19 protein-coding genes and 1 tRNA gene are annotated in these 20,972 nt (G+C 65.6%); 12 read left to right on the top strand and 8 right to left on the bottom strand.

What is annotated here, in order from left to right:
* The first annotated feature begins 16 nt into the window (after window positions 1-16).
* The 3 genes from ACTPOI_RS06495 to ACTPOI_RS06485 all read left to right on the top strand — a co-directional run bounded on the left by ACTPOI_RS06495 (window position 17) and on the right by ACTPOI_RS06485 (window position 4,671).
* Window positions 17-1,021, top strand: coding sequence for a sn-glycerol-3-phosphate import ATP-binding protein UgpC (locus ACTPOI_RS06495; RefSeq protein ID WP_440107548.1), 1,005 nt, complete (start codon window positions 17-19; stop codon window positions 1,019-1,021).
* 159 nt (window positions 1,022-1,180) lie between these two features.
* Window positions 1,181-1,951 (top strand): glycerophosphodiester phosphodiesterase, encoded by a 771-nt coding sequence (ugpQ, locus tag ACTPOI_RS06490; RefSeq protein WP_440107546.1) that lies wholly within the window; start codon window positions 1,181-1,183, stop codon window positions 1,949-1,951.
* Between the two features lie 245 nt (window positions 1,952-2,196).
* On the top strand, window positions 2,197-4,671 hold the full coding sequence (locus ACTPOI_RS06485; RefSeq protein WP_440108280.1) for a DUF3772 domain-containing protein: 2,475 nt from the start codon (window positions 2,197-2,199) through the stop codon (window positions 4,669-4,671).
* A gap of 155 nt (window positions 4,672-4,826) precedes the next feature.
* Here the strand turns inward: ACTPOI_RS06485 and ACTPOI_RS06480 are convergent, their stop codons facing one another.
* On the bottom strand, window positions 4,827-5,795 hold the full coding sequence (locus tag ACTPOI_RS06480; RefSeq protein WP_440107544.1) for a Bug family tripartite tricarboxylate transporter substrate binding protein: 969 nt from the start codon (window positions 5,793-5,795) through the stop codon (window positions 4,827-4,829).
* A gap of 178 nt (window positions 5,796-5,973) precedes the next feature.
* Entirely contained in the window at window positions 5,974-6,252 is a 279-nt protein-coding gene (locus ACTPOI_RS06475; RefSeq protein WP_440107542.1) for a hypothetical protein, read from the bottom strand.
* 73 nt (window positions 6,253-6,325) lie between these two features.
* On the opposite strand from ACTPOI_RS06475, the gene hemA reads away from it, so the two are divergent.
* From hemA to ACTPOI_RS06445, 6 genes are all read left to right on the top strand, one after another.
* Window positions 6,326-7,657: a glutamyl-tRNA reductase gene (hemA, locus tag ACTPOI_RS06470; RefSeq protein ID WP_440107540.1), complete on the top strand. Its 1,332-nt coding sequence runs from the start codon at window positions 6,326-6,328 to the stop codon at window positions 7,655-7,657.
* Window positions 7,658-7,768: 111 nt separating this feature from the next.
* Window positions 7,769-8,893, top strand: a complete 1,125-nt coding sequence (prfA, locus tag ACTPOI_RS06465) for a peptide chain release factor 1 (RefSeq protein ID WP_440107538.1) — start codon at window positions 7,769-7,771, stop codon at window positions 8,891-8,893.
* A gap of 86 nt (window positions 8,894-8,979) precedes the next feature.
* Window positions 8,980-9,804, top strand: a complete 825-nt coding sequence (gene prmC / locus ACTPOI_RS06460; RefSeq protein ID WP_440107536.1) for a peptide chain release factor N(5)-glutamine methyltransferase — start codon at window positions 8,980-8,982, stop codon at window positions 9,802-9,804.
* 318 nt (window positions 9,805-10,122) lie between these two features.
* Window positions 10,123-10,446, top strand: coding sequence for a Grx4 family monothiol glutaredoxin (gene grxD / locus ACTPOI_RS06455; RefSeq protein ID WP_069103606.1), 324 nt, complete (start codon window positions 10,123-10,125; stop codon window positions 10,444-10,446).
* 194 nt (window positions 10,447-10,640) lie between these two features.
* Window positions 10,641-11,648, top strand: a complete 1,008-nt coding sequence (locus ACTPOI_RS06450) for an AAA family ATPase (RefSeq protein WP_440107534.1) — start codon at window positions 10,641-10,643, stop codon at window positions 11,646-11,648.
* Between the two features lie 125 nt (window positions 11,649-11,773).
* Window positions 11,774-13,114, top strand: coding sequence for a hemolysin family protein (locus tag ACTPOI_RS06445; RefSeq protein WP_440107532.1), 1,341 nt, complete (start codon window positions 11,774-11,776; stop codon window positions 13,112-13,114).
* Window positions 13,115-13,215: 101 nt separating this feature from the next.
* Here the strand turns inward: ACTPOI_RS06445 and ACTPOI_RS06440 are convergent, their stop codons facing one another.
* Together ACTPOI_RS06440 and ACTPOI_RS06435 are read right to left on the bottom strand one after the other, a co-directional pair.
* Window positions 13,216-13,845: a lytic transglycosylase domain-containing protein gene (locus tag ACTPOI_RS06440; protein WP_440107530.1), complete on the bottom strand. Its 630-nt coding sequence runs from the start codon at window positions 13,843-13,845 to the stop codon at window positions 13,216-13,218.
* Between the two features lie 68 nt (window positions 13,846-13,913).
* Window positions 13,914-15,656, bottom strand: coding sequence for a proline--tRNA ligase (locus ACTPOI_RS06435; RefSeq protein ID WP_440107528.1), 1,743 nt, complete (start codon window positions 15,654-15,656; stop codon window positions 13,914-13,916).
* A 92-nt stretch (window positions 15,657-15,748) separates the two neighbouring features.
* On the opposite strand from ACTPOI_RS06435, the gene ACTPOI_RS06430 reads away from it, so the two are divergent.
* A complete protein-coding gene (locus tag ACTPOI_RS06430; protein ID WP_069103610.1) occupies window positions 15,749-16,417 on the top strand; it encodes an RNA pyrophosphohydrolase in 669 nt (222 codons plus the stop codon).
* Window positions 16,418-16,606: 189 nt separating this feature from the next.
* On the opposite strand, the gene proB is transcribed toward ACTPOI_RS06430, so the two are convergent.
* From proB to rplU, 4 genes are all read right to left on the bottom strand, one after another.
* Window positions 16,607-17,749 carry a glutamate 5-kinase gene (gene proB, locus ACTPOI_RS06425; RefSeq protein WP_440107518.1) on the bottom strand — a complete coding sequence of 381 codons (1,143 nt, stop codon included), beginning with the start codon at window positions 17,747-17,749 and terminating at the stop codon, window positions 16,607-16,609.
* Window positions 17,750-17,839: 90 nt separating this feature from the next.
* On the bottom strand, window positions 17,840-18,910 hold the full coding sequence (gene cgtA, locus ACTPOI_RS06420) for an Obg family GTPase CgtA (RefSeq protein ID WP_440107516.1): 1,071 nt from the start codon (window positions 18,908-18,910) through the stop codon (window positions 17,840-17,842).
* A gap of 194 nt (window positions 18,911-19,104) precedes the next feature.
* The gene (rpmA, locus tag ACTPOI_RS06415) at window positions 19,105-19,362 is read right to left on the bottom strand and encodes a 50S ribosomal protein L27 (RefSeq protein WP_008905145.1); all 258 of its coding nucleotides are present in this window, start codon (window positions 19,360-19,362) and stop codon (window positions 19,105-19,107) included.
* 16 nt (window positions 19,363-19,378) lie between these two features.
* Window positions 19,379-19,690 carry a 50S ribosomal protein L21 gene (rplU, locus tag ACTPOI_RS06410; protein ID WP_005794184.1) on the bottom strand — a complete coding sequence of 104 codons (312 nt, stop codon included), beginning with the start codon at window positions 19,688-19,690 and terminating at the stop codon, window positions 19,379-19,381.
* 226 nt (window positions 19,691-19,916) lie between these two features.
* On the opposite strand from rplU, the gene ACTPOI_RS06405 reads away from it, so the two are divergent.
* Together ACTPOI_RS06405 and ACTPOI_RS06400 are read left to right on the top strand one after the other, a co-directional pair.
* The gene (locus tag ACTPOI_RS06405; RefSeq protein WP_440108279.1) at window positions 19,917-20,846 is read left to right on the top strand and encodes a polyprenyl synthetase family protein; all 930 of its coding nucleotides are present in this window, start codon (window positions 19,917-19,919) and stop codon (window positions 20,844-20,846) included.
* 41 nt (window positions 20,847-20,887) lie between these two features.
* Window positions 20,888-20,964, top strand: a tRNA-Pro gene (locus ACTPOI_RS06400).
* Window positions 20,965-20,972: the final 8 nt, after the last annotated feature.

Below are 20,972 nucleotides of genomic sequence, written 5' to 3'. Positions count from 1 at the left end.
CACACCCTCTGAAATCATGGCATCCATCTCCCTACGCAACATCGTCAAGCGCTATGGCACGGGCCCCAAGGCCAACCAGGTGATCCACGGCGTCAACGCCGAAGTGCAGGACGGCGAATTCATCGTCATCGTCGGCCCGTCGGGCTGCGGCAAATCCACCCTGCTGCGCATGGTCGCGGGCCTGGAAGAAATCTCCGGCGGCGAACTGCGCATTGGCGACCGCGTGGTCAACGACCTGGAACCCGCCCAGCGCGACATCGCGATGGTGTTCCAGAACTACGCGCTGTACCCGCACATGACGAACTTCGAGAACATGGCCTACGGCCTGAAGATCGCCAAGGTACCCAAGGACGAGATCAAGGCCCGCGTCGACAAGGCCGCCAAGATCCTCGAACTGGGCCACCTGCTGGAACGCAAGCCGCGCGAACTCTCGGGCGGCCAGCGCCAGCGCGTGGCCATGGGCCGCGCCATCGTGCGCCAGCCGCAAGTCTTCTTGTTTGACGAGCCGCTGTCCAACCTGGACGCCAAGCTGCGCGCGCAGACCCGCCTGGAAATCCAGAAACTGCACCGCGAACTGGGCATCACCAGCCTGTTCGTCACGCACGACCAGGTCGAAGCCATGACGCTGGCCCAGCGCATGATCGTGATGAACGCCGGCAACATGGAACAGTTCGGCACGCCCGAAGAGGTCTACCACACGCCTGCAACCACTTTTGTGGCCAGCTTCATCGGCTCGCCACCCATGAACCTGCTCAAGAACGGGCCCGGCGCCAAGCCCGGCACCATCCTGGGCATCCGGCCGGAGCATCTGGATGTGCGCAGTGAAGGCTGGGAGATCAAGGTCGAGACGGTGGAACTGCTGGGCGCCGAACGCCTGATCTATGGCCGCATCAACGGCGAGCAGATCATCGTGCGCGTGGAAGAAGGCACCCTGGCCCCCGCACCCGACTCCATCATCCACGTGGTGCCGCGGCCCGACCGCCTGCACGCGTTTGATGCAACCACTGGCAAGCGCAAGTGACAACCCCCTGAGCGGCTGCGCCGCTTCCCCCTTCTCTCGGCTGCGCCGGGAAGGGGGACGACGCCCTCGATGCGGGGCGGCCCTTTCTCGGCGTCCCGCGCCTGGGTCCGCGCCAGTGTCCACAGCAGCGCGCCGCGCACACTACAAGGCAATTTGACGATGACTGCCCCCTGGCCCTACCCCCGCTGGATCGCCCACCGTGGCGCTGGCAAGCTGGCCCCTGAAAACACCCTGGCCGCCTTTCGCCTCGGCGCGCAGCACGGCTACCGCATGTTCGAGTGCGATGCCAAGCTCAGCAGCGATGGGGTGGTCTTTCTGATGCACGACGCCACGCTGGACCGCACCACCAACGGCCGTACCGCGCTAGGCCAGGTGGCCAGCCCGACGGGCGGCGACCACCCCTGGTCTGCCCTGGCGCAGCTCGATGCAGGTACCTGGCACTCACGCAGCTACGCCGGCGAGCCCCTGCCCACGCTGGAAAATCTGGCGCGCTATTGCATGGCCAACGGTTATTTCCTCAACATCGAGATCAAGCCCACCCCGGGCCTGGACGAGGCCACGGGCCGGGCCGTGGGGGATCTGTCGGCGCGGCTGTGGCAAGGCCAGGCCGTGCCGCCGCTGTTTTCGTCGTTCAAACCCGACGCACTGGCGGGTGCACGCGCCGCTGCGCCGCACATCCCGCGCGCCCTGCTGCTGGACACGCTGTGGGACGGCTGGGCCGGCGTGGCGCAGCAGCTGGGCTGTGTGGCCATTGTCTGCAACCACGCACTGTGGGACGCAACGCTGGTCGCCCAGGTCAAGGCCCTGGGCATGCGCACCCTGAGCTACACCGTCAACGATGACTGGGCTGCCCAGCGCCTGATGGAGCTGGGCACCGACGGCATCATCACCGACCGCGTGGACCTGTTCAGCCCGGCTGCGGGCGGCTGAGGCCTGGGCGCATCGCCAGGCCCCATCCGGTCCTGCGCTGCGCGCTCTCTGCACGCAGCTCTACAGTTTGTTAACCCGACAGGCCCAGCCGGCTCGACAATCGCCGGATGCGTTTGAACTGCTTCCCCGCCGTGGCCACCTGCGCGTCACGGCCCGCACCCGCTTTCACATTGGCACTGCCCCACCCACTGCACAACGCACCGCGCTGGTGGCGGACACTCCCCTTCGGCTGGCTGCTGGCCCTGATGCTGCTGGCCAGCGCCGCACCCACGGCGTTTGCCCAAGGCAATGGCATCGCAGCACCCGCACCGGCTGCCGCCGCCAGCAAGCCATCGGCCGCAGATGAACCCAAGCTGCCCGGCGTGGAAGAACTGCGGCGCCAGCTGGATGCCGTTCCCAAAAAATTGGGTGATGAGGACGACGGCCGCAAGCTGCTGGGGGATGTCAACGCCATCGGCGCCTCGGCCGAACAGCTGGCCGCGCGGCGTACCGAAGAGCTGGCCGACATAGATTCGCGCCTGGCCCGCCTGGGGCCCGCCCCGCAAAAGGGTGCAGCACCCGACGCGCCCGATGTGGCCGGCCAGCGCACCGCGCTGGCCAAGCAACGCGCTGCCGTGGACGCTGAAGTCAAGCTCGCCCGTCTGATCAGCGTGGATGCCGAGCAGTTGGGCACCGAACTGATCCGCCAGCGGCGCGAGCTGTTCCAGGCTGCACTGACGGCACGGGTGGGCTCGCCCCTGGGCCGCACCTTCTGGAACAACCTGCGCAGCGCACTGCCCAGCGACACGGCGCGGCTGCAGTCGCTGGCGGGCAGCCTGCGGCAGGCGGTCGCCGTGGCCCTGCAACCAGAGCACCGCACCACCTTTGTGGGCAGCCTGGTGGCCGCCTTGCTGCTGGCGGTGGGCGGCACCTGGCTGGCCGAGCGGCTGCTGGTGCGGCTCGTGCCTTCCCAGCTACCCGCGGGTCGGCTGCGCCGCTCCCTGCTGGCGACTGCGGCGGTGCTGGTGCACATGCTGCTGATCGGCCTGGCCGTGCAGCTGGCCTGGAGCGGGCTGGAGGCCGCCGGCAATCTCGACGGCCCGCTCAAGACCCTGGCGCGCGCCACGGTGCGGCTGGCGGTGTTTGCGGCCTTTGTGGTCGGCCTGGGCCATGCGCTGCTGTCACGCAAGCGCAGCTCGTGGCGCCTGCCGGGGCTGTCGGACGAGCTCGCACGGCGGCTGAGCCCCTACCCGTGGTGGCTGGCCATCTTTGCGTCCCTGAGCGCGCTGGTCACCGAGGTCAACAGCCTGATTGGTGCGAGTCTGGCGGCCGAGGTGGCGGTCCATGTGGTTACGGCGCTGGGAATCTCTGTCGTCGCAGCCCTCGCGCTGCGCCATCTGCGCGCCGTGCCAGCGCCTGCCGCCGAGCCCGCCGTGGTGGCGCAGCCTGCAGACGCTACCGATACCGGTCAGGCTGCAACCGCGCCACAGCGGCCTTTGTGGGTGGGCCTGCTGGTGGCCGGTGCAGGCATAGGCATTGCGGCCACGGTGCTGCTCGTGGCCCTGGGCTATGTGGCACTGGCCGCCACGCTGGCGCGGCAGATGCTGTGGACCGGGCTGGTCTTTGCCACCACGTACCTCTTGTTCCAGCTGGTGGACGATGTATGCGAGGCCGTGCTGTCGTCGCCCGGCGCTTTCGGCCAGCGGCTGCACAAGGGCCTGGGCATTGATGCAAAGCTGCTCGACCAGGCATCGGTGCTGGTGTCGGGCGTGCTGCGGGTGGTGCTGTTCTTCTACATGATCGTCGCGCTCATGGCGCCGTTTGGCACCGGGCCGGACGAGGTGTTCCGGCGCGGCAGCGCGGTGGACCAGACGCTCAAGGTGGGCGACTTCACGCTGGCGCCGCAGGCCCTGCTGACCGCGCTGGCCGTGGTGGTGGCCGGGCTGCTGCTGATCCGGCTGCTCAAGCGCTGGCTGAGCGACCGGTACTTTCCCAACACGTCGCTGGAGCCGGGCATGCGCAGCTCCATCGTCACGCTGCTGGGCTATGTGGGCGGCGTGGTGGTGATTGCGGTGGCGCTGGCCAGCATGGGCATCAGCGTGGAGCGCATTGCCTGGGTGGCCAGTGCGCTGTCGGTGGGCATCGGCTTTGGCCTGCAGGCCATCGTGCAGAACTTCATCTCGGGCCTGATCCTGCTGGCCGAGCGGCCCGTGAAGGTGGGCGACTGGGTGGTGCTGGGCGATACCGAAGGCGACGTGCGCCGCGTGAACGTGCGCGCCACCGAGATCCAGCTGGGCGACCGCTCCACCATGATCGTGCCCAACTCGGAGTTCATCACCAAGACCGTGCGCAACATGACGCTGGCGGGTGCCCCCGGGCGCGTGCTGCTGCGCCTGCCCGCGCCGCTGGACACCGACGCCCAGCGCATGCGCGAGGTCATCCTGGCGGCCTTCCATGCGCACGAGGGCGTGCTGGACGACCCGGAGCCCATCGTGCAGCTGGAAGGCATCCTGAACGGCACCCTCACATTTCTGGCCATCGGCTACGTGAGCAACCCGCGCAACACCGGCGGGGTGCGCAGCGACCTGCTGTTCACCATCCTGGCGGCGCTGCGCGAAGCGGGCCTCTCGCTGTCGCCACCGGCTACCACGGCAGTGGCACCGTATACGCCCGGCGGGCCGGGAGGCGCAGCGGCGGCCCCTGCCACCGCGGGTTTGGCATCCGGCAACCCCGCGGTGTAGCGCTACTTTTTTTGTAGCTATCAGGGCAAGTAAAACAAGGGCCTGACGGGTTTTTGGCCCAAACTGGGCCAAAAACACCGGCCCCGGGGCCCGGGCCAGGGAAGTCCACCGGCTGCGCCGCGCCGGCCGGTCGCGGCAAGCCAGCGCAGGGGGGGTTAGTCCACCTTGGCGCCCGACTTCTTCACGGCGTCGGCCCAGCGAGGCATCTCGGCGGCCAGGAATTTCGCAAAGTCATCCGAACCCAGGAAGGCCGGGTCCGCGCCCTGGCTCACCATGCGGTTGCGCACATCGGGCATCTGCATCACCTGGCCAAAGGCATCGCTGAGCTTGGCGACCACGTCTTTGGGCGTGCCCGCAGGCGCCAGGAAGCCGTAGAACCCCACCACCTCGAATCCCTTGATGCCGCTTTCGATCACGGTGGGCACATCGGGCAGCGCCGGGTTGCGCTCGCGACTGGTCACGGCCAGGGCGCGCACCTTGCCCTGCTTGTGGTACGCCGCGGCCTGCGGAATGCTCTCGGCCATGAACTGCACCTGCCCGCCCATCAGGTCGGTGAACGCCGGTGCGCTACCGCGGTACGGGATGTGCACCATGAACAGGCCCGTGGCGGTCTTGAACATCTCGGGCACCAGGTGGCTGATGCCGCCATTGCCGGCCGAGCCGAAGTTGACCTGCCCGGGCCGGGCCTTGGCGTAGGCCATGAATTCCGGCAGGGTCTTGGCCGGCACGTTGGGGTTGACCAGCAGCGCCAGCGGCTGCATGGCGGTGCGCGCAATCGGCACGAAATCCTTGAGCGTGGCGTACGGCAGGCGGCTGTACAGGCCGGGGTTGATCACCATCACCCCGGTGTTGGCCAGCATCAGCGTGTGGCCATCAGGGGTGGCCTTCATCACGTCCTGCGCGCCCACGGTGCCGCCAGCGCCCGCCTTGTAGTCCAGCACCACCGGCTGGCCCAGCACCCCCTGCAGCTTGTCGGTGAGCAGGCGGGCATGCTGGTCCAGCGGGCCACCCGCCGGAAAGCCGATGACGATGCGCACCGGCTTGGACGGAAACGCCTGCGCATGGGCAGTGAGCGACAGGACAACGCCCGCAGCAAGTGCAAGGCAGGTACGGATGAGCTTCATCGGTGTCTCCAGACGGTGGCCGTCAGTATTGTTGGGAAAGGGCAGCGTCGAAGAGACGCGGGGACTCGCCGGCGCGGACGTTGTGCAGCGCCGTCGTGAAAGGCTACCAGAGCAACGGAGCATTCCGAGAGAGATGTGCGTTGCGGGGCCGGGTGCCCCACCGCTCCAGTGGCGCCGCTCAGCCCTTCCAGCCGCGCACCAGCACCCACTGGCAGGTCGCGGTAGCCACCAACAGTGCCGCATAGGTCAGCATCTTGCCGTCGCGACCCCACAGCACCAGCCCACCGGCCAGCACCGCCAGCCCCACAACAAAGACGATGGTGAACTGGCGCCAGCGCGGCCCGGCTGCTGCGCCTTTGGCACCCAGGAAGCGCCCGCACAGCACCAGTGCCAGCGCCAGCGCAGCGGCAGGCGCGATGAAATTGAGCAGGTGGTTGAGGATGTCGAGTGGACCCATGGACTTGACCCACATCAAGGCTTGCAGCAAGTGGCAAGCCGGATGGGGCCAACAATTTTATAATCGGGCCACCATGGCAGTCTGGGCCCTCGGCATCAACCACAACACCGCGCCGCTCGACCTGCGCGGAAAGTTCGCGTTCGCGCTCGACCAGATCGCCCCCACGCTGCACGGCCTGCGCCAGTCGCTGGGCACCTCTGGCGGCGGTGCGGGCCGCCACCCGGGGGTGGAAACGGCCATCATCTCCACCTGCAACCGCACCGAAATCTACTGCGCCGGCGAGCAGCCCGCCATGGAGCACACGCTGGGCTGGCTGGCGCACAGCGGCGGCGTCAGCACTTCTCTTCTGGCATCGCACTCTTACACGCTGGAAGACAGCCTGGTCGCCCGCCACGCCTTCCGCGTGGCCAGTGGGCTCGATTCGATGGTGCTGGGCGAAGCGCAGATCCTGGGCCAGATGAAAGACGCCGTGCGCGCCGCCGAAACAGCCGGCGCCCTGGGCACCACGCTCAACCAGCTGTTCCAGCGCAGCTTTGCGGTGGCCAAAGAGGTACGCACTAGCACCGAGATCGGCGCGCACAGCATCAGCATGGCGGCGGCCGCCGTGCGCCTGGCCAGCCAGCTGTTTGAGGACCTGACCGAAACCAAGGTGCTGTTCGTGGGCGCGGGCGAGATGGTCGAACTGTGCGCCACGCACTTCGCGGCCAAGAACCCCAAGGCCATCGCCATTGCCAACCGCACCCTGGAGCGGGGCGAGAAGCTCGCCACCCGTTTCGGCGGTGAAGTGATGCGCCTGGCCGACCTGCCCGAGCGCCTGCACGAGTTTGACGCCGTCATCAGCTGCACGGCCAGCAGCCTGCCCATCATTGGTCTGGGTGCCGTGGAGCGCGCCCTCAAGAAGCGCCGCCACCGCCCCATGTTCATGGTCGACCTGGCCGTGCCGCGCGACATTGAACCCGAAGTGAAGGCCCTGGGTGACGTGTACCTGTACACCGTGGACGACCTGGCCACCGTGGTGCAAACCGCGCAGGCCAACCGCCAGGCCGCTGTAGCCCAGGCCGAAGCCATCATCGACGCTGGCGTGCAAAGCTTCATGCACTGGATGGAGCTGCGCAGCCCTGCCGTGGGCGAAGGCGGCGTGGTGCCGCTGATCCAGCAGCTCAACGCCCAGACAGACGAATGGCGTGCGCTCGAAATCGCCCGCGCCAAGAAGCTGCTGGCCAAGGGCGAAGACATGGACGCCGTGCTCGAAGCGCTCTCGCGCGGCCTCACGCAGAAAATGCTGCACGGCACCCTGGCCGAACTGCGCGCGGGCGACGCCGAGATGCGCGCCCAGACGGCGCAGACCGTCTCGCGCCTGTTCCTGCGCTCGCAGACCAAGACCGGCAACCACAACGGCCTGTAGCGGCGCTCGCCCGCTCTGCCGCACCGATTTGAAGTCAAATCGGCCCAAGGTCCTTGAATCACAAGCACCTTCAGCTACAAAATTCGTAGCAAATCTCTTTTCCAAAACTCCATGAAACCCTTCCTCCGAACCCAGCTGGAGCGCTACGCACAGCGTCTGGGCGAACTCGACTTCCTGCTCTCGCGCGAAGACATCATGAGCGACATGGCGCAGTACCGCCGCATCTCCGTCGAGCATGCCGAGGTGACGCAGGTGGCAGGCCGCTACGCCCGCTACCAGCAGCGCGAAGCCGACCTAGCGGGTGCGCGCGAGATGCTGGTGTCTTCTGCTGATTCGCCCGACATGGCCGAGATGGCGCAGGAAGAAATCACGAGTGCAGAGGCCGAATTGCTGCAGCTGGAAGACGAGCTGCAACGCCTGCTGTTGCCCAAGGACCCTGACGACGCGCGCAACGCGTTTGTGGAAATCCGCGCAGGCACAGGCGGCGATGAATCCGCCCTGTTTGCCGGCGACATAACCCGCATGTACACCCGCTACGCCGCCAATGTAGGCTGGAAGGTGGAGGTGGTGAGCGAGAACGCGGCTGAACTGGGCGGCTACAAGGAAATCGTGCTGCGCATCGAGGGTGCGCCCGGTAGCGGCCCCTCCGGTAGCGGTGTCTACGGCGCGCTCAAGTTCGAATCCGGCGGCCACCGCGTGCAGCGCGTGCCCGCCACCGAAACGCAAGGCCGCATCCACACCAGCGCCTGCACCGTGGCCGTGATGCCTGAGCCCGACGAACATGAGGCCATCAAGCTCAACCCGGCCGACCTGCGCATCGACACCTTCCGTGCCAGCGGCGCGGGCGGGCAGCACATCAACAAGACCGACTCGGCCGTGCGCGTGGTGCACTTGCCCACCGGCATCGTGGCCGAATGCCAGGACGGCCGCAGCCAGCACGCCAACAAGGCCAAAGCGCTGCAGGTGCTGCAGGCCCGCATTCAGGAAAAAGAGCGCAGCGAACGCGCCGCCAAGGAGGCCGCGCTGCGCAAGGGCCTGATCGGCAGCGGCGACCGCAGCGACCGCATCCGCACCTACAACTTCCCGCAAGGGCGGCTGACCGACCACCGCATCAACCTCACGCTGTACAAGCTGCTGGCCGTGATGGAAGGCGACCTGGGCGACGTGCTGACCGCTCTGGCCCACGCGCGCGAGGCCGAGCAGCTGGAAGAGCTGGAGATGGGCACCAACGGCTGACGCAAGCCATTTCTTAGCCAGATTGGCCTGTAGCCCCCGTTTCATAATCCCCTGCAGCTATCAAAAGCATAGTGACCATATCCACCATGACCCTCGCGCAGGCGCTGGCCCAGGCACAGGCGCAAGGCCTGGCGCGCATCGACGCCCAGCTCTTGCTGCTGCAGGTGCTGGCCCGCCGCGACGCCGGCCGCGCGTGGCTGCTGGCGCACGATACCGACCCGCTGGAGCCCGACGCCCAGGCCCGCTTTGCCGCGCTGTGCGAGCGCCGTCTGGCGGGCGAACCCGTGGCCTACCTGACTGGCCACAAGGAGTTCTACGGCCTGCCCTTGCAGGTAGACGCCCGCGTGCTCGACCCCCGGCCCGATACCGAGACGCTGGTCGACTGGGCTTTGATGCTGGCCCTGCCGCAGCCCGCGCCGCGCATCGTGGACCTGGGCACCGGCAGCGGCGCCATTGCGCTGGCGCTGCAGCACCAGTGCCCGCAGGCGCAGGTGCTGGCGGTGGACGCGAGCGAAGGCGCACTGGCCGTGGCGCGTGCCAATGCCGAACGGCTGGGACTGCCGGTGCAGTTTGCACAGGGCAACTGGCTGGCCGGCCTGACGCATGGCCCGTTTGACCTGATCGTCTCGAACCCGCCCTACATCGCGGCAGACGACCCGCACCTGGCCGCCCTGACGCACGAGCCGCTGCAGGCCCTGGCCAGCGGCGCCGATGGGTTGCAGGACATCCGCACCATCATCCGGCAGGCGCCAGACCACCTGGTGCCGGGCGGCTGGCTGCTGCTGGAGCACGGGCACGACCAGGCAGCCGCGGTACAACAGATCCTGGCCGAGCGCGGGTTTACCGACGTGCAGAGCCGCGACGACCTGTCTGGCATTGCCCGCTGCACCGGCGGCCGCTGGCCTGGATGAGTGCACGCCAGGGAACCTCTGCACAAATCAGCGCGCCGTGTGCATCTGCGGCCTCGGGCGGTCTGCTGCGTTGCAAATACGCGCAATAGCTGCGGCTATTGCTGCGTTTTGCGCCTGGCAGCCCATCCCGATCCGCAGCGCCCACTTACCGCTTGATTCGTGCAGAGGCTCCTAGGCGCGCGATGGCAAGGAGGCAGTGGGGGTGAAACCGGCGGGGTAGCCCCCACCTCTGAGACAGTGAAATAATCCACTCATCTGACCCGATTCCGGCTGCGACCACCTGACGGTTGCCAGCAACCCCTTTCAAGGAGCATTCCCATGAGCGACACCCAGCAACGCATCGACTCCCTCGTCAAATCCAGCGAGGTCCTGCTGTTCATGAAGGGCAGCGCCAGCTTCCCCATGTGCGGCTTCTCGGGCCGCGCCATCCAGATCCTGAAGGCCTGCGGCGTGGACCCCAAGAGCGTGGTCACCGTCAACGTGCTGGAAGACGACGAGATTCGCCAGGGCATCAAGGAATACAGCAACTGGCCCACCATCCCGCAGCTGTACGTCAAGGGCGAATTCATTGGTGGCTCGGACATCATGATGGAGATGTACGAATCGGGCGAGCTCAAGCAGGTGCTGGGCACCGAAGGCTGATCGCCCACGCGCGGGGCTCCGCCCCCACCGCACGACAAGCCGCCTCCGGGCGGCTTTTTGCTGGGTGCCCCTCAGCGTTCGCTGGCGTTTGGCTTGGCCGCAACAGACGCACCAAATCGGGTCTTTTCCGGTACTGCTGCGGGCATGTTGTGTGCTTGAATGAATGCGTGACCCACATCACGAAGGAGCATGCAATGACCAGCCATAGCCTTGTTCCCCAGTCGCCGGCCCTGCGCATTCCGGTGGCCCAGATGCGCAATGTGTTCCACCCCGGCGACGTCGAGCGCAAGCTCTCGCGGCTGCAGGAGTCGGGCAACCAGCGCGAGTACGAAACCCTGCGCACCGTGTACGAACGCATGCTCGAACGCGGCCCAGAGCGCTTTCAGGTCAAGCCTGCGGGCATCCCCGACATGGCCAGCCTGTACGAGCAGCTGCCCAACTTCACCGATGTGCTGGACGACGTGCGCCGCCATGTGGCGCTGGCGCAGGACAGCAGCGATGGCCTGGAGGTCACGCCCATGCTGCTGCTCGGCCCGCCCGGCATCGGCAAGACGCACTTTGCGCGGCAGCTGGCCGAGCTGCTGGGCACCGGCATGAACCTGCTGCCCATGAGTTCCATGACGGCTGGCTGGCTGCTGTCGGGCTCGTCCGCACAATGGAAAGGCGCGCGCCCTGGCAAGGTGTTCGAGGCGCTGGTAGAGGGCGAATACGCCAACCCGGTGATCGTGGTGGACGAGATCGACAAGGCCAGCAGCGACGCGCAATACGACCCGCTGGGCGCGCTGTACAGCCTGCTGGAGCACGACACCGCCCAGAGCTTTACTGACGAGTTTGCCGAGGTGGCGATTGACGCCAGCCAGGTCATCTGGATCACCACGGCCAACGACAGCCGGGGCATCCCGGACCCCATCCTCAACCGCATGAACGTGTTCGAGGTGGAGGCCCCCACACTGGACCAGGCCCGCACCATTGCGCGCAACCTGTACGCAGGCATACGGGCCGGGCACGACTGGGGCCGGCTGATCGACCCGGAGCCCTCGGGCGACGTGCTGGACCAGCTGGCCCAGATGCCGCCGCGCGAAATGCGACGCGCGCTGATGACGGGCTTTGGCAACGCGCGGCTGGATCGCAGATCCACCGTGGAAGTGGCGGATCTGCCCCGGGCCGCTGCCGGGCGCGGCCGCATCGGTTTCGTGCAGTAGCCGCCCAACGATTCGACCGGGCCGCCGCTCCAGCTGTTCGCCGGGCGACGGCCCAGGCGCCGCATGGTCACAGGGGCCGCAGATACACTTGGTAGCCCTGTGCCCTGCACGCCCTGCCCTTGCCCATGACCCTTTCGCAAAGCCTTTTCGTCATTCTGATCCTCATCGCGGCCAGCGCGTTTTTCTCGATGGCCGAGATCTCGCTGGCGGCCGCGCGCCGCCTGCGGCTGAGACAGATGGCCGATGAAGGGGTGCCTCAGGCCGACCGGGTGCTTCGCATGCAGGAGCAGCCCAGCGACTACTTCACGGTGGTGCAGGTGGGGCAAAACGCGGTGGCGATCCTGGGCGGTATCGTTGGCGAAGGGGCGCTGAGCCCGCACTTTGCAGCACTGTTCGGACTGTGGTTTTCCGATGCCACGGCACAGACCGCCGGGTTTCTGGTGTCGTTCCTCGTCATCACCTCGCTGTTCATCCTGTTTGCCGACCTGTTCCCCAAGCGCCTGGGCATGGCCAACCCCGAGCGCCTGGCCGTGCGGCTGGCCCAGCCCATGTCGTGGTGCATGACGCTGCTGCGCCCGCTGGTGTGGTTCTACAGCCGCGGTGCCGACATGCTGTTCCGCGCGCTCGGCCTGTCGTCGTTACGAGACGACCGTATTACCTCGGACGACATCCTGGCCATGATGGAAGCTGGCGCGCGCGCGGGCGTGCTGGCCGCGCGCGAGCAGCAGGTCATCACCAACGTGTTCGAGCTGGATACGCGCATGGTCTCCAGTGCCATGTCGCCGCGCGACCGGGTGGCCTTCTTCCTGCGGGATGAGCCCGATGCAGTGATCCGCCTGCGCATCGCGGCGGAGCCGTTTTCGACCTATCCCGTGTGCGAAGGCGACATCGACCACGTGGTGGGCTACGTGGATGCCAAGGATCTGTTCCAGCGCGTGCTGAACAACCAGCCCATCTCGCTGGCGGACGACAGCCTGGTGCGCAAGGTGCTCATCGTGCCCGACCGGCTCACGCTGTCGGAAGTGCTGGAGCAGTTCCGCCATGTGCACGAAGACTTTGCCGTGATCGTGAACGAGTACAGCCTGGTCGTGGGCGTGGTCACGCTCAACGACGTGATGAGCACGGTGATGGGCGACCTGGTGGGGCCGGCCGATGAGGAGCAGATCGTGCGGCGCGATGAGAACTCATGGCTGATCGACGGCGTGACGCCAGTGCAGGATGTGCTCCATGCGCTGTCGCTCGACGAGCTGCCCCATGCAGACGAGTACGAAACGCTGGCCGGTTTCCTGATGGTGATGCTGCGCCGTGTGCCGCGCCGCACGGACAGCGTGACCTGGGGCGGCTACAAGTTCGAGGTGCTGGACGTGGACAGCTACCGCGTGGACCAGGTCATGGTGTCGCGGGTGGGCACCAGCACCAGCCCTGCAGCAGAGCCTGCCAGCCCGCTCCTGCCGCCTGCCAGCTGAAGGGCTGGTACGAGCGACGCTGATGTCTCGGCGTCACCTCACTCACCCTGCCAGCCCATCAAGTCGCGGAAGACACCGGGCTTGCAGGCCAGGCCGGGAAGCTACGCTGCAGGCAGTTGTTTGACGGGCTCTCCAAACAACCACTGGCGCTGCGCACCGAACACGGCATCTGGGTACGGCGAACGCCCCCGGCTGCCGTTGTAGCGGCCCAAGGCCATGAACAGATCACCCCGCTCGCGGTCAATATAGTGCCGCAGGATCACGCAGCCAAACCGCAGGTTGGTCTGCATGTGGAACAGCTTGCCCGGGTCCCCATCGCCGATGACGCGCGTCCAGAACGGCATCACCTGCATGTAGCCGCGCGCACCCACGCTGGACACTGCAAACTTGCGGAAGGCGCTTTCCACCTGGATGAGGCCGAGCACCAGCGATACGTCAAGCCCCGCACGCTTGGATTCGTACCACACCGTCTGCAAGAAATCACGGCGCACTTCCCATTCGGGCTTGCGCCGGCGCAGGCGGTCGCTCATCGTGCCCAGCCAGCGCAGGTAGTGCAGGCGGGATTCGGTGGTGAAAAATTCGGGCTCGGGCGGAGCCTGGTTGGCGATGGCCGAGCTGAGCGCCGTGCGCACCGAGTCCATCAGCGGCTCTTCGAGCTGACCGCCGGCATGGGCGGCTGCCGGCGCGGCCAGCCATCCGGCGGGCGCAGCAACAGACGAGACCGCAAACATCAGCCCGCGCCGCGTGACCCCTTGCACCAAGGAGGCACCAGGGCTTCGCGCCGGATCCCACCGCGCCGTCATACAGCCATGCGGCCCTTCACGTGGGCCAGTATGTCTGCCGTGGCCACCTTGGTGGCGGCGGCGTCGCGACGGTTCTGGTACTCGACCATGCCTTCCTTCAGGCTCTTGTCGCCAATCGTCACCCGGTGGGGCACGCCAATGAGTTCCCAGTCGGCAAACATCGCGCCGGGGCGCTCGCCGCGGTCGTCCAGGATGACGTCTACACCGGCTGCCAACAAGTCGGCGTACAGGGACTCGGCAGTCGCCTTGACGGCTTCGCTGCGGTCCATGCCCACCGGGCAGATGACCACGGTGAAGGGTGCAATCGCGTCGGGCCAGATGATGCCGCGCTCATCGTGGTTCTGCTCGATGGCAGCGGCTGGCAGGCGTGTCACGCCGATGCCGTAGCAGCCCATTTCCAGGGGCTGCGGCTTGCCGTTTTCATCGAGGAAGGTGGCGTTCATGGCGCGGCTGTACTTGGTACCCAGGTAGAACACATGGCCCACTTCGATACCGCGCTCGATGGCAAGTTCACCCTTGCCGTCCGGAGATTGGTCGCCTGCCACCACATTGCGCAGGTCTGCAACCGCGTCCGGCTCGGGCAAGTCGCGGCCCCAGTTCACGCCGGTGATGTGGAAGTCGGGCTCATTGGCACCGCAGATCCAGTCGGCCATCAAGGCGACTTCGCGGTCGGCCACGATCTTCAGCGGCTTTTTCAGACCGATGGGGCCCAGATAGCCCGGCTTGCAGCCAAAGTGCTCATCGATTTCGCCCAGCGTGGCAAAGCGGAACCCGGCGAGGCCCGGCACCTTCGACACCTTGATCTCGTTCATGTCGTGATCGCCGCGCAGCAGCAGGAGCCACACCTGGCTCTTGACGATCTCACCCGCTTCGTTGGTTTCGTCCGTGGCCAGCACCAGCGACTTGACGGTGGTGTTGAGCGGTACGCCCAGCAGCTCGGCCACATCTGCACAGGTGCTCCTGCCTGGCGTGGCAGTCTTGGTCATGGCCTGGCTGGCAGTGCCGCGCGGGCCGGCGGGTGCCAGCGCCTCGGCCTTTTCCATGTTGGCCGCGTAATCGCTCTGCGGGCAGTAGACGATGGCATCTTCGCCCGTGGCGGCGATCACCTGGAATTCCTCGCTCAGGTCGCCCCCGATGGCGCCACTGTCTGCCGCTACGGCGCGGTACGTGAGGCCGAAGCGGTCGAAGATCTGCCGGTAGGCCTTGGCCATGACCTGGTAGCTGGCCTTGGCAGACGCCTGGTCGCGGTCAAAGCTGTAGGCGTCCTTCATGATGAATTCGCGGCCGCGCATCAGGCCAAAGCGTGGGCGGCGCTCATCCCGGAACTTGGTCTGGATCTGGTAGAAGTTCTTGGGCAGCTGCTTGTAGCTGCGCAGCTCCTGCCGCGCGATGTCAGTGATCACTTCTTCACTGGTGGGCTGCACGACGAAATCGCGGCCGTGGCGGTCCTGGATACGCAGCAGTTCGGGGCCCATCTTGTCGAAGCGACCGGTTTCTTGCCACAGCTCGGCCGGCTGCACCACGGGCATGGTCAGTTCCACGGCGCCTGCGCGGTTCATTTCCTCGCGCACAATGGCTTCCACCTTGCGGATTACACGCAGGCCCATGGGCATGTAGTTGTAGATGCCAGCGCCCAGCTTCTTGATCAGCCCCGCCCGCATCATGAGCTTGTGGCTGACCACTTCGGCGTCGGCCGGAGCTTCCTTCAGGGTGGAAATAAAGAATTGGGAGGCTTTCATCGGCGGCGGGTTCGGGCAGAACGAAGCGGTCCACTTGCCGCGCGCTAGGCGCCGTGCATAATGGACGCAGTTTAAAAATTTGGGGTTTGATTATGCTTGACCGGGACGGCTTTCGGCCGAACGTCGGCATCATCCTGCTCAACCAGAAGAACCAGGTGTTCTGGGGCAAGCGCATACGCACCCACAGCTGGCAGTTCCCGCAGGGTGGCATTGACCGGGGCGAAACCCCCGAACAGGCCATGTTCCGCGAGTTGCACGAAGAGGTGGGATTATTGCCCAACCACGTTCGCGTGGTGGCCCGAACCCGAGACTGGTTGCGCTATGAGGTGCCAGACCGGTACATCCGCCGCGATGCACGCGGCCACTACAAGGGCCAGAAACAGATCTGGTATCTGCTGCAGCTGGTCGGCCACGACTGGGATCTGAACCTGCGCGCCACCAACCACCCGGAGTTTGACGCCTGGCGCTGGAACGACTACTGGGTGCCGCTGGACGTGGTGGTGGAGTTCAAGCGCGGTGTCTACGAGATGGCACTGACTGAACTCGCCCGCTACCTGCCACGTCATGAACAGCGCAACCGTTATCTGCGCAGCGGCATGCGCACGCGTGAGGGTGAGCACGCGGGCGCAATGTTCCGTTCGGGCTCAATGCTGGTGAATCCTGGGATGGAGCTGCCCCCTGGGGCGAGCTTTGACCCGGACCCGCAGACCAGCATCCCCGGGGAGCTGGACGCGATCCCCAGCACGACCGATCCGCGCTGACAGGTCAAGGGCCGATCTCGGGCCGACTTCTTTCCCGGTCCGCTCGACTGGGCGAAAGGGCAGCTTGAGACTGTTTCCCTGATCATCCCACTCCGCCGGCTTTCCGGGAAAATCGATCGCTGGGCTCGACGCAAACCCAGCAGTTTCTGCCCGAGTCGACCAAGAGAGGTCCGGCAGTCAGGCCCTCGCTCAGCCAGCAGCCAGCACCATGTTGTCGCGGTGCACCATCTCTGGCTCGGCTGCATACCCCAGCAGGCGTTCGAATTCAGCAGAGGGTTTGCGGCACAGCAGCCGCGCCTCGGCCGCAGCATAGTTGGCCAACCCCCGGGCGATCTCCACACCGGATGCATCGCGCACTGCAATGACATCCCCGCGAGAGAAGTCCCCTTCGACGGCAGTCATGCCGATAGGCAGCAGGCTCTTGCCCTCGTCGCGCACCTTGGCAGCGGCTCCGCCATCGACCACCACGGCGCCTCGCATCTGGAGATGGTCGGCCATCCACTGCTTGCGCGCCTGCTTCTTCTGCGTCTGCGCCACCAGCAGCGTGCCCAGCGATTCCCCGCCAGAAAGACGCAACAGAACGTCTGGCTCACGGCCCCAGGCAATCACGGTCGATGCGCCGGACCCGGCCGCCCGCTTGGCCGCGAGGATCTTGGTGATCATCCCGCCCTTGCCGATGCTGGACCCCGCGCCACCCGCCATGGCTTCAAGCGCCAGGTCGCCTGCCTTGGCTTCATGCACAAACTGCGCCGCCGGATCGCGCCGGGGGTCGGCGGTGTAGAGGCCCTTCTGGTCGGTGAGGATGATCAAAGCATCGGCCTCGACCAGATTGGCCACCAGCGCGCCCAGAGTGTCGTTGTCTCCGAACTTGATCTCGTCGTTGACGACCGTGTCGTTTTCGTTGATGACGGGCACCACGCCCAGCCGCAGCAGCGTCAGCAGCGTCGAGCGGGCATTCAGATAACGCTCGCGGTCGGCCAGGTCGGCGTGCGTCAGCAGCACCTGCGCGCTGCCCATGCCCTGCTCACGCAGCTTGGTCTCGTACATCTGAGCCAGGCCCATCTGGCCTACGGCAGCAGCGGCCTGCAGCTCGTGCACCTCGTGTGGCCGGGTGGTCCAGCCCAGGCGCTTCATGCCCTCGGCAATCGCGCCGCTGGACACCATGACCACTTCGCGCGGGGCGCCGCCACCGTCGCCCCTCACCAGCGCGGCCAGTTGCCGGCTCCACTCGCCAATGGCGGTCTCGTCGAGGCCGCGCCCCTCATTGGTCACAAGACTGGAGCCCACCTTCACCACAATGCGGCGGGCATCTCGCAAAACGCTGGAAGCCATTTTTTCAGTGCTTTAGGCTGCTAGCGCTTGATTTATAAGCACCAGCAGCTATTAAATACATAGCAAGACCGTATCGGAAGCTTGCCCTTATCAGGCGGGCGTGTCACCGGCAAAGCGCGGATCCACCTCGACCGGCTCGTTCTCGATGCGCTGTTCGGATTGCACATGCTTGAAGATGGCATGGATCAGAGGCTCGCACCCTTCACGCGTCAGCGCCGAAATCTCGAAGACCGGCCCCTTCCACTTGAAACGCTTGACGAAATCGCTGACGCGCGCCTTCCGCTCGTCCGTCGGCACCATATCGAGCTTGTTGAGCACCAGCCACCGAGGCTTGTTGTAGAGCTTCTGGTCGTACTTCTTCAGTTCGTTCACGATGGCCTTGGCTTGCGCGACAGGGTCTACCGCGTCATCGAACGGTGCGAGATCAACCACATGCAGCAACAGGCGCGTACGTTGCAGGTGGCGCAAGAACTGGTGCCCCAGGCCCGCACCTTCGGAGGCGCCTTCGATCAGCCCCGGAATGTCGGCTACCACAAAGCTCTGCTCAGGCCCCACGCGCACCACGCCCAAGTTGGGGTGGAGCGTCGTGAACGGATAGTCCGCAATCTTGGGCCGGGCATTCGACACCGCAGTGATGAAGGTGGACTTGCCTGCGTTGGGCATGCCCAGAAGGCCGACATCCGCCAACACCTTCAGCTCCAGCTTGAGGTTCTTTTTCTCTCCCGGCCAGCCCGGGGTCTTCTGGCGGGGAGCGCGGTTGATGGCGCTCTTGAACCGCATGTTTCCAAAGCCGCCGTCGCCGCCCTTGGCGATGGTGATCACCTCGCCCGGCGTCAGCAGCTCGTAAAGCACTTCGCCGGTTTCCGCGTCGGTGATGATGGTGCCCACCGGCATCTTCAACGTGATGTCACTGCCCGCCGCACCAAACATGTCCGAGCCCATGCCGTGCTCGCCTCGCTTGGCCTCGTGCCGGCGCGAGTAGCGGTAATCCACCAGTGTGTTCAGATTGGGGTCGGCCACCGCGAACACGTGGCCGCCACGCCCGCCGTCCCCGCCATTGGGTCCGCCGAACTCCTTGTACTTTTCGTGCCGGAACGACACGCAGCCATTGCCGCCATCACCTGCGGCAATATCAATAAAGGCTTCGTCGACGAACTTCATGGGAATATCCAGTTTACAAAACCCGGTCCGCACAAATGCGGGCCGGTGTACCGCACCGCTGACACGGCGCTGGGGTACCGCTTGGGCTGATGATGGCTGACCCTACTGCAAAAGCAGTCAAACGCCGCGCATCGTACAGACCAAACAACAAAGCCCCGGCAGAGCGGGGCTTCGATGATGACCCGAGGTGAACCTCAGGCGGGTGTCACGTTGACCGTGGACTTGGACAACGCACCCTTGGTGCCAAAAGACACGTGGCCGTCAACCAGGGCGAACAACGTGTGGTCCTTGCCCACGCCGACGTTGTTGCCGGGGTGGAAACGCGTACCCCGTTGACGCACGATGATCGAGCCAGCGCTGATCAGTTCACCACCGAACGCCTTGACACCCAGCATCTTTGGCTTGGAGTCGCGCCCGTTTCGCGTAGAGCCGCCGCCTTTTTTCTGTGCCATGACTCAGCTCCTTCGATTAAGCAGCAATCGCACCGATTTGCAGCTCAGTGAACTGCTGGCGATGGCCTTGGCGTTTTTGATAGTGCTTGCGACGGCGCATCTTGAAGATGTGCACCTTGTCGTGCTTGCCGTGGGCCACGACAGTGGCTTTCACGGTTGCGCCGGACACCAGGGGCGTACCAACCTTCAGTTCAGCGCCGTTGCCGACAGCCAGAACCTGGTCGATCACAATTTCCTGGCCTACGTCCGCAGCAATCTGTTCTACTTTAATTTTTTCGCCGGAAGCAACGCGATACTGCTTGCCGCCGGTTTTTATGACCGCGTACATGTTGACCTCTTGATATGAGTTCCGCAGACGGATTTCTGCAGAGCCCAAGAGTATAACCCACTGTGTCTCGCCTGCCTAGCCGGGCTGCCGACCTCCGCGGAGCGCTCGGCGGCGAAAGCCAGGCGCAAGGTGCTGCGTTCCTATAATTACGCATCTTTTCGCGACCACGACCTTGACCGCACATACCGCCCCAGCCGCCTCGCCCCTTCTGCTCGTCGCCAGCGACATGCTGGAGGTCGACAAGGTCATCAGTCAACGCCTCACATCGAGTGTGCCCCTGGTGGCACAAATATCCCAGTACATCATCGCGGCGGGCGGCAAGCGCCTTCGCCCAGCCTTGCTGCTCATGGTCTGCGGGGCACTGGGATACGGAGGCCCCCATCGCTTCAGCTTGGCAGCAGTGGTTGAACTGATTCACACCGCGACGCTGTTGCACGACGATGTGGTGGATGCGTCCACCCTCCGCCGGGGCCGCGCGACTGCCAATGAGACTTTCGGGAATCCGGCGAGCGTGCTGGTCGGCGACTTCTTGCATACGCGCTCATTCCAGATGATGGTCGAAGCGGGAAGCATGCGGATCATGGAGATCCTTTCTGAGGCGACCAATGTCATTGCGGAGGGCGAAGTGCTCCAGCTGATGAACATGCACGACCCTTCACTGGATGAAGAAGGCTATCTGCGGGTCATACGCTCCAAAACTGCAAAGCTGTTTGAAGCCAGCGCCCGCCTTGGAGCAGTCCTGGCAGAAAGCGATCCCGCCACCGAAGAGGCCTGCGCCACCTACGGGCAGGCACTGGGCACTGCTTTCCAGATCATTGACGACGTTCTGGACTACGACGGCGAAGCGGCCGAGATGGGCAAAAATCTCGGTGATGACCTGCGCGAAGGCAAATCAACATTGCCACTCATTGCTGCCATCAGAAGAGGAACAGCACAGCAAGCTGCTACGGTGCGGCACGCGATTGAAGAAGGTTCCACGGAACAGCTCGCAGAAGTCATCGCGATCGTCAAGGCCACAGGGTCACTGGAAGTGGCACGGGACGCCGCCATCGCCGAGGCGCGACGCGCAATGTCCGCCGCGCAACTTTTACCCGCAAATCCATACTCGTCGGGCTTGCTAGAATTGGCATCACAACTGCTGGCCCGCCGCACGTAAGTTGGAAAGCCAACCTCGGTTTGTGGCAAACAGCACATAAACGGGGTGTAGCTTAGCCTGGTAGAGCGCTACGTTCGGGACGTAGAGGCCGGAGGTTCGAATCCTCTCACCCCGACCAAGCCATTC

Source organism: Acidovorax sp. BL-A-41-H1 (assembly GCF_051942715.1).
The sequence above is the reverse complement of the archived record's forward strand: the minus strand, read 5'-3'. Positions and strand labels throughout refer to the sequence as shown.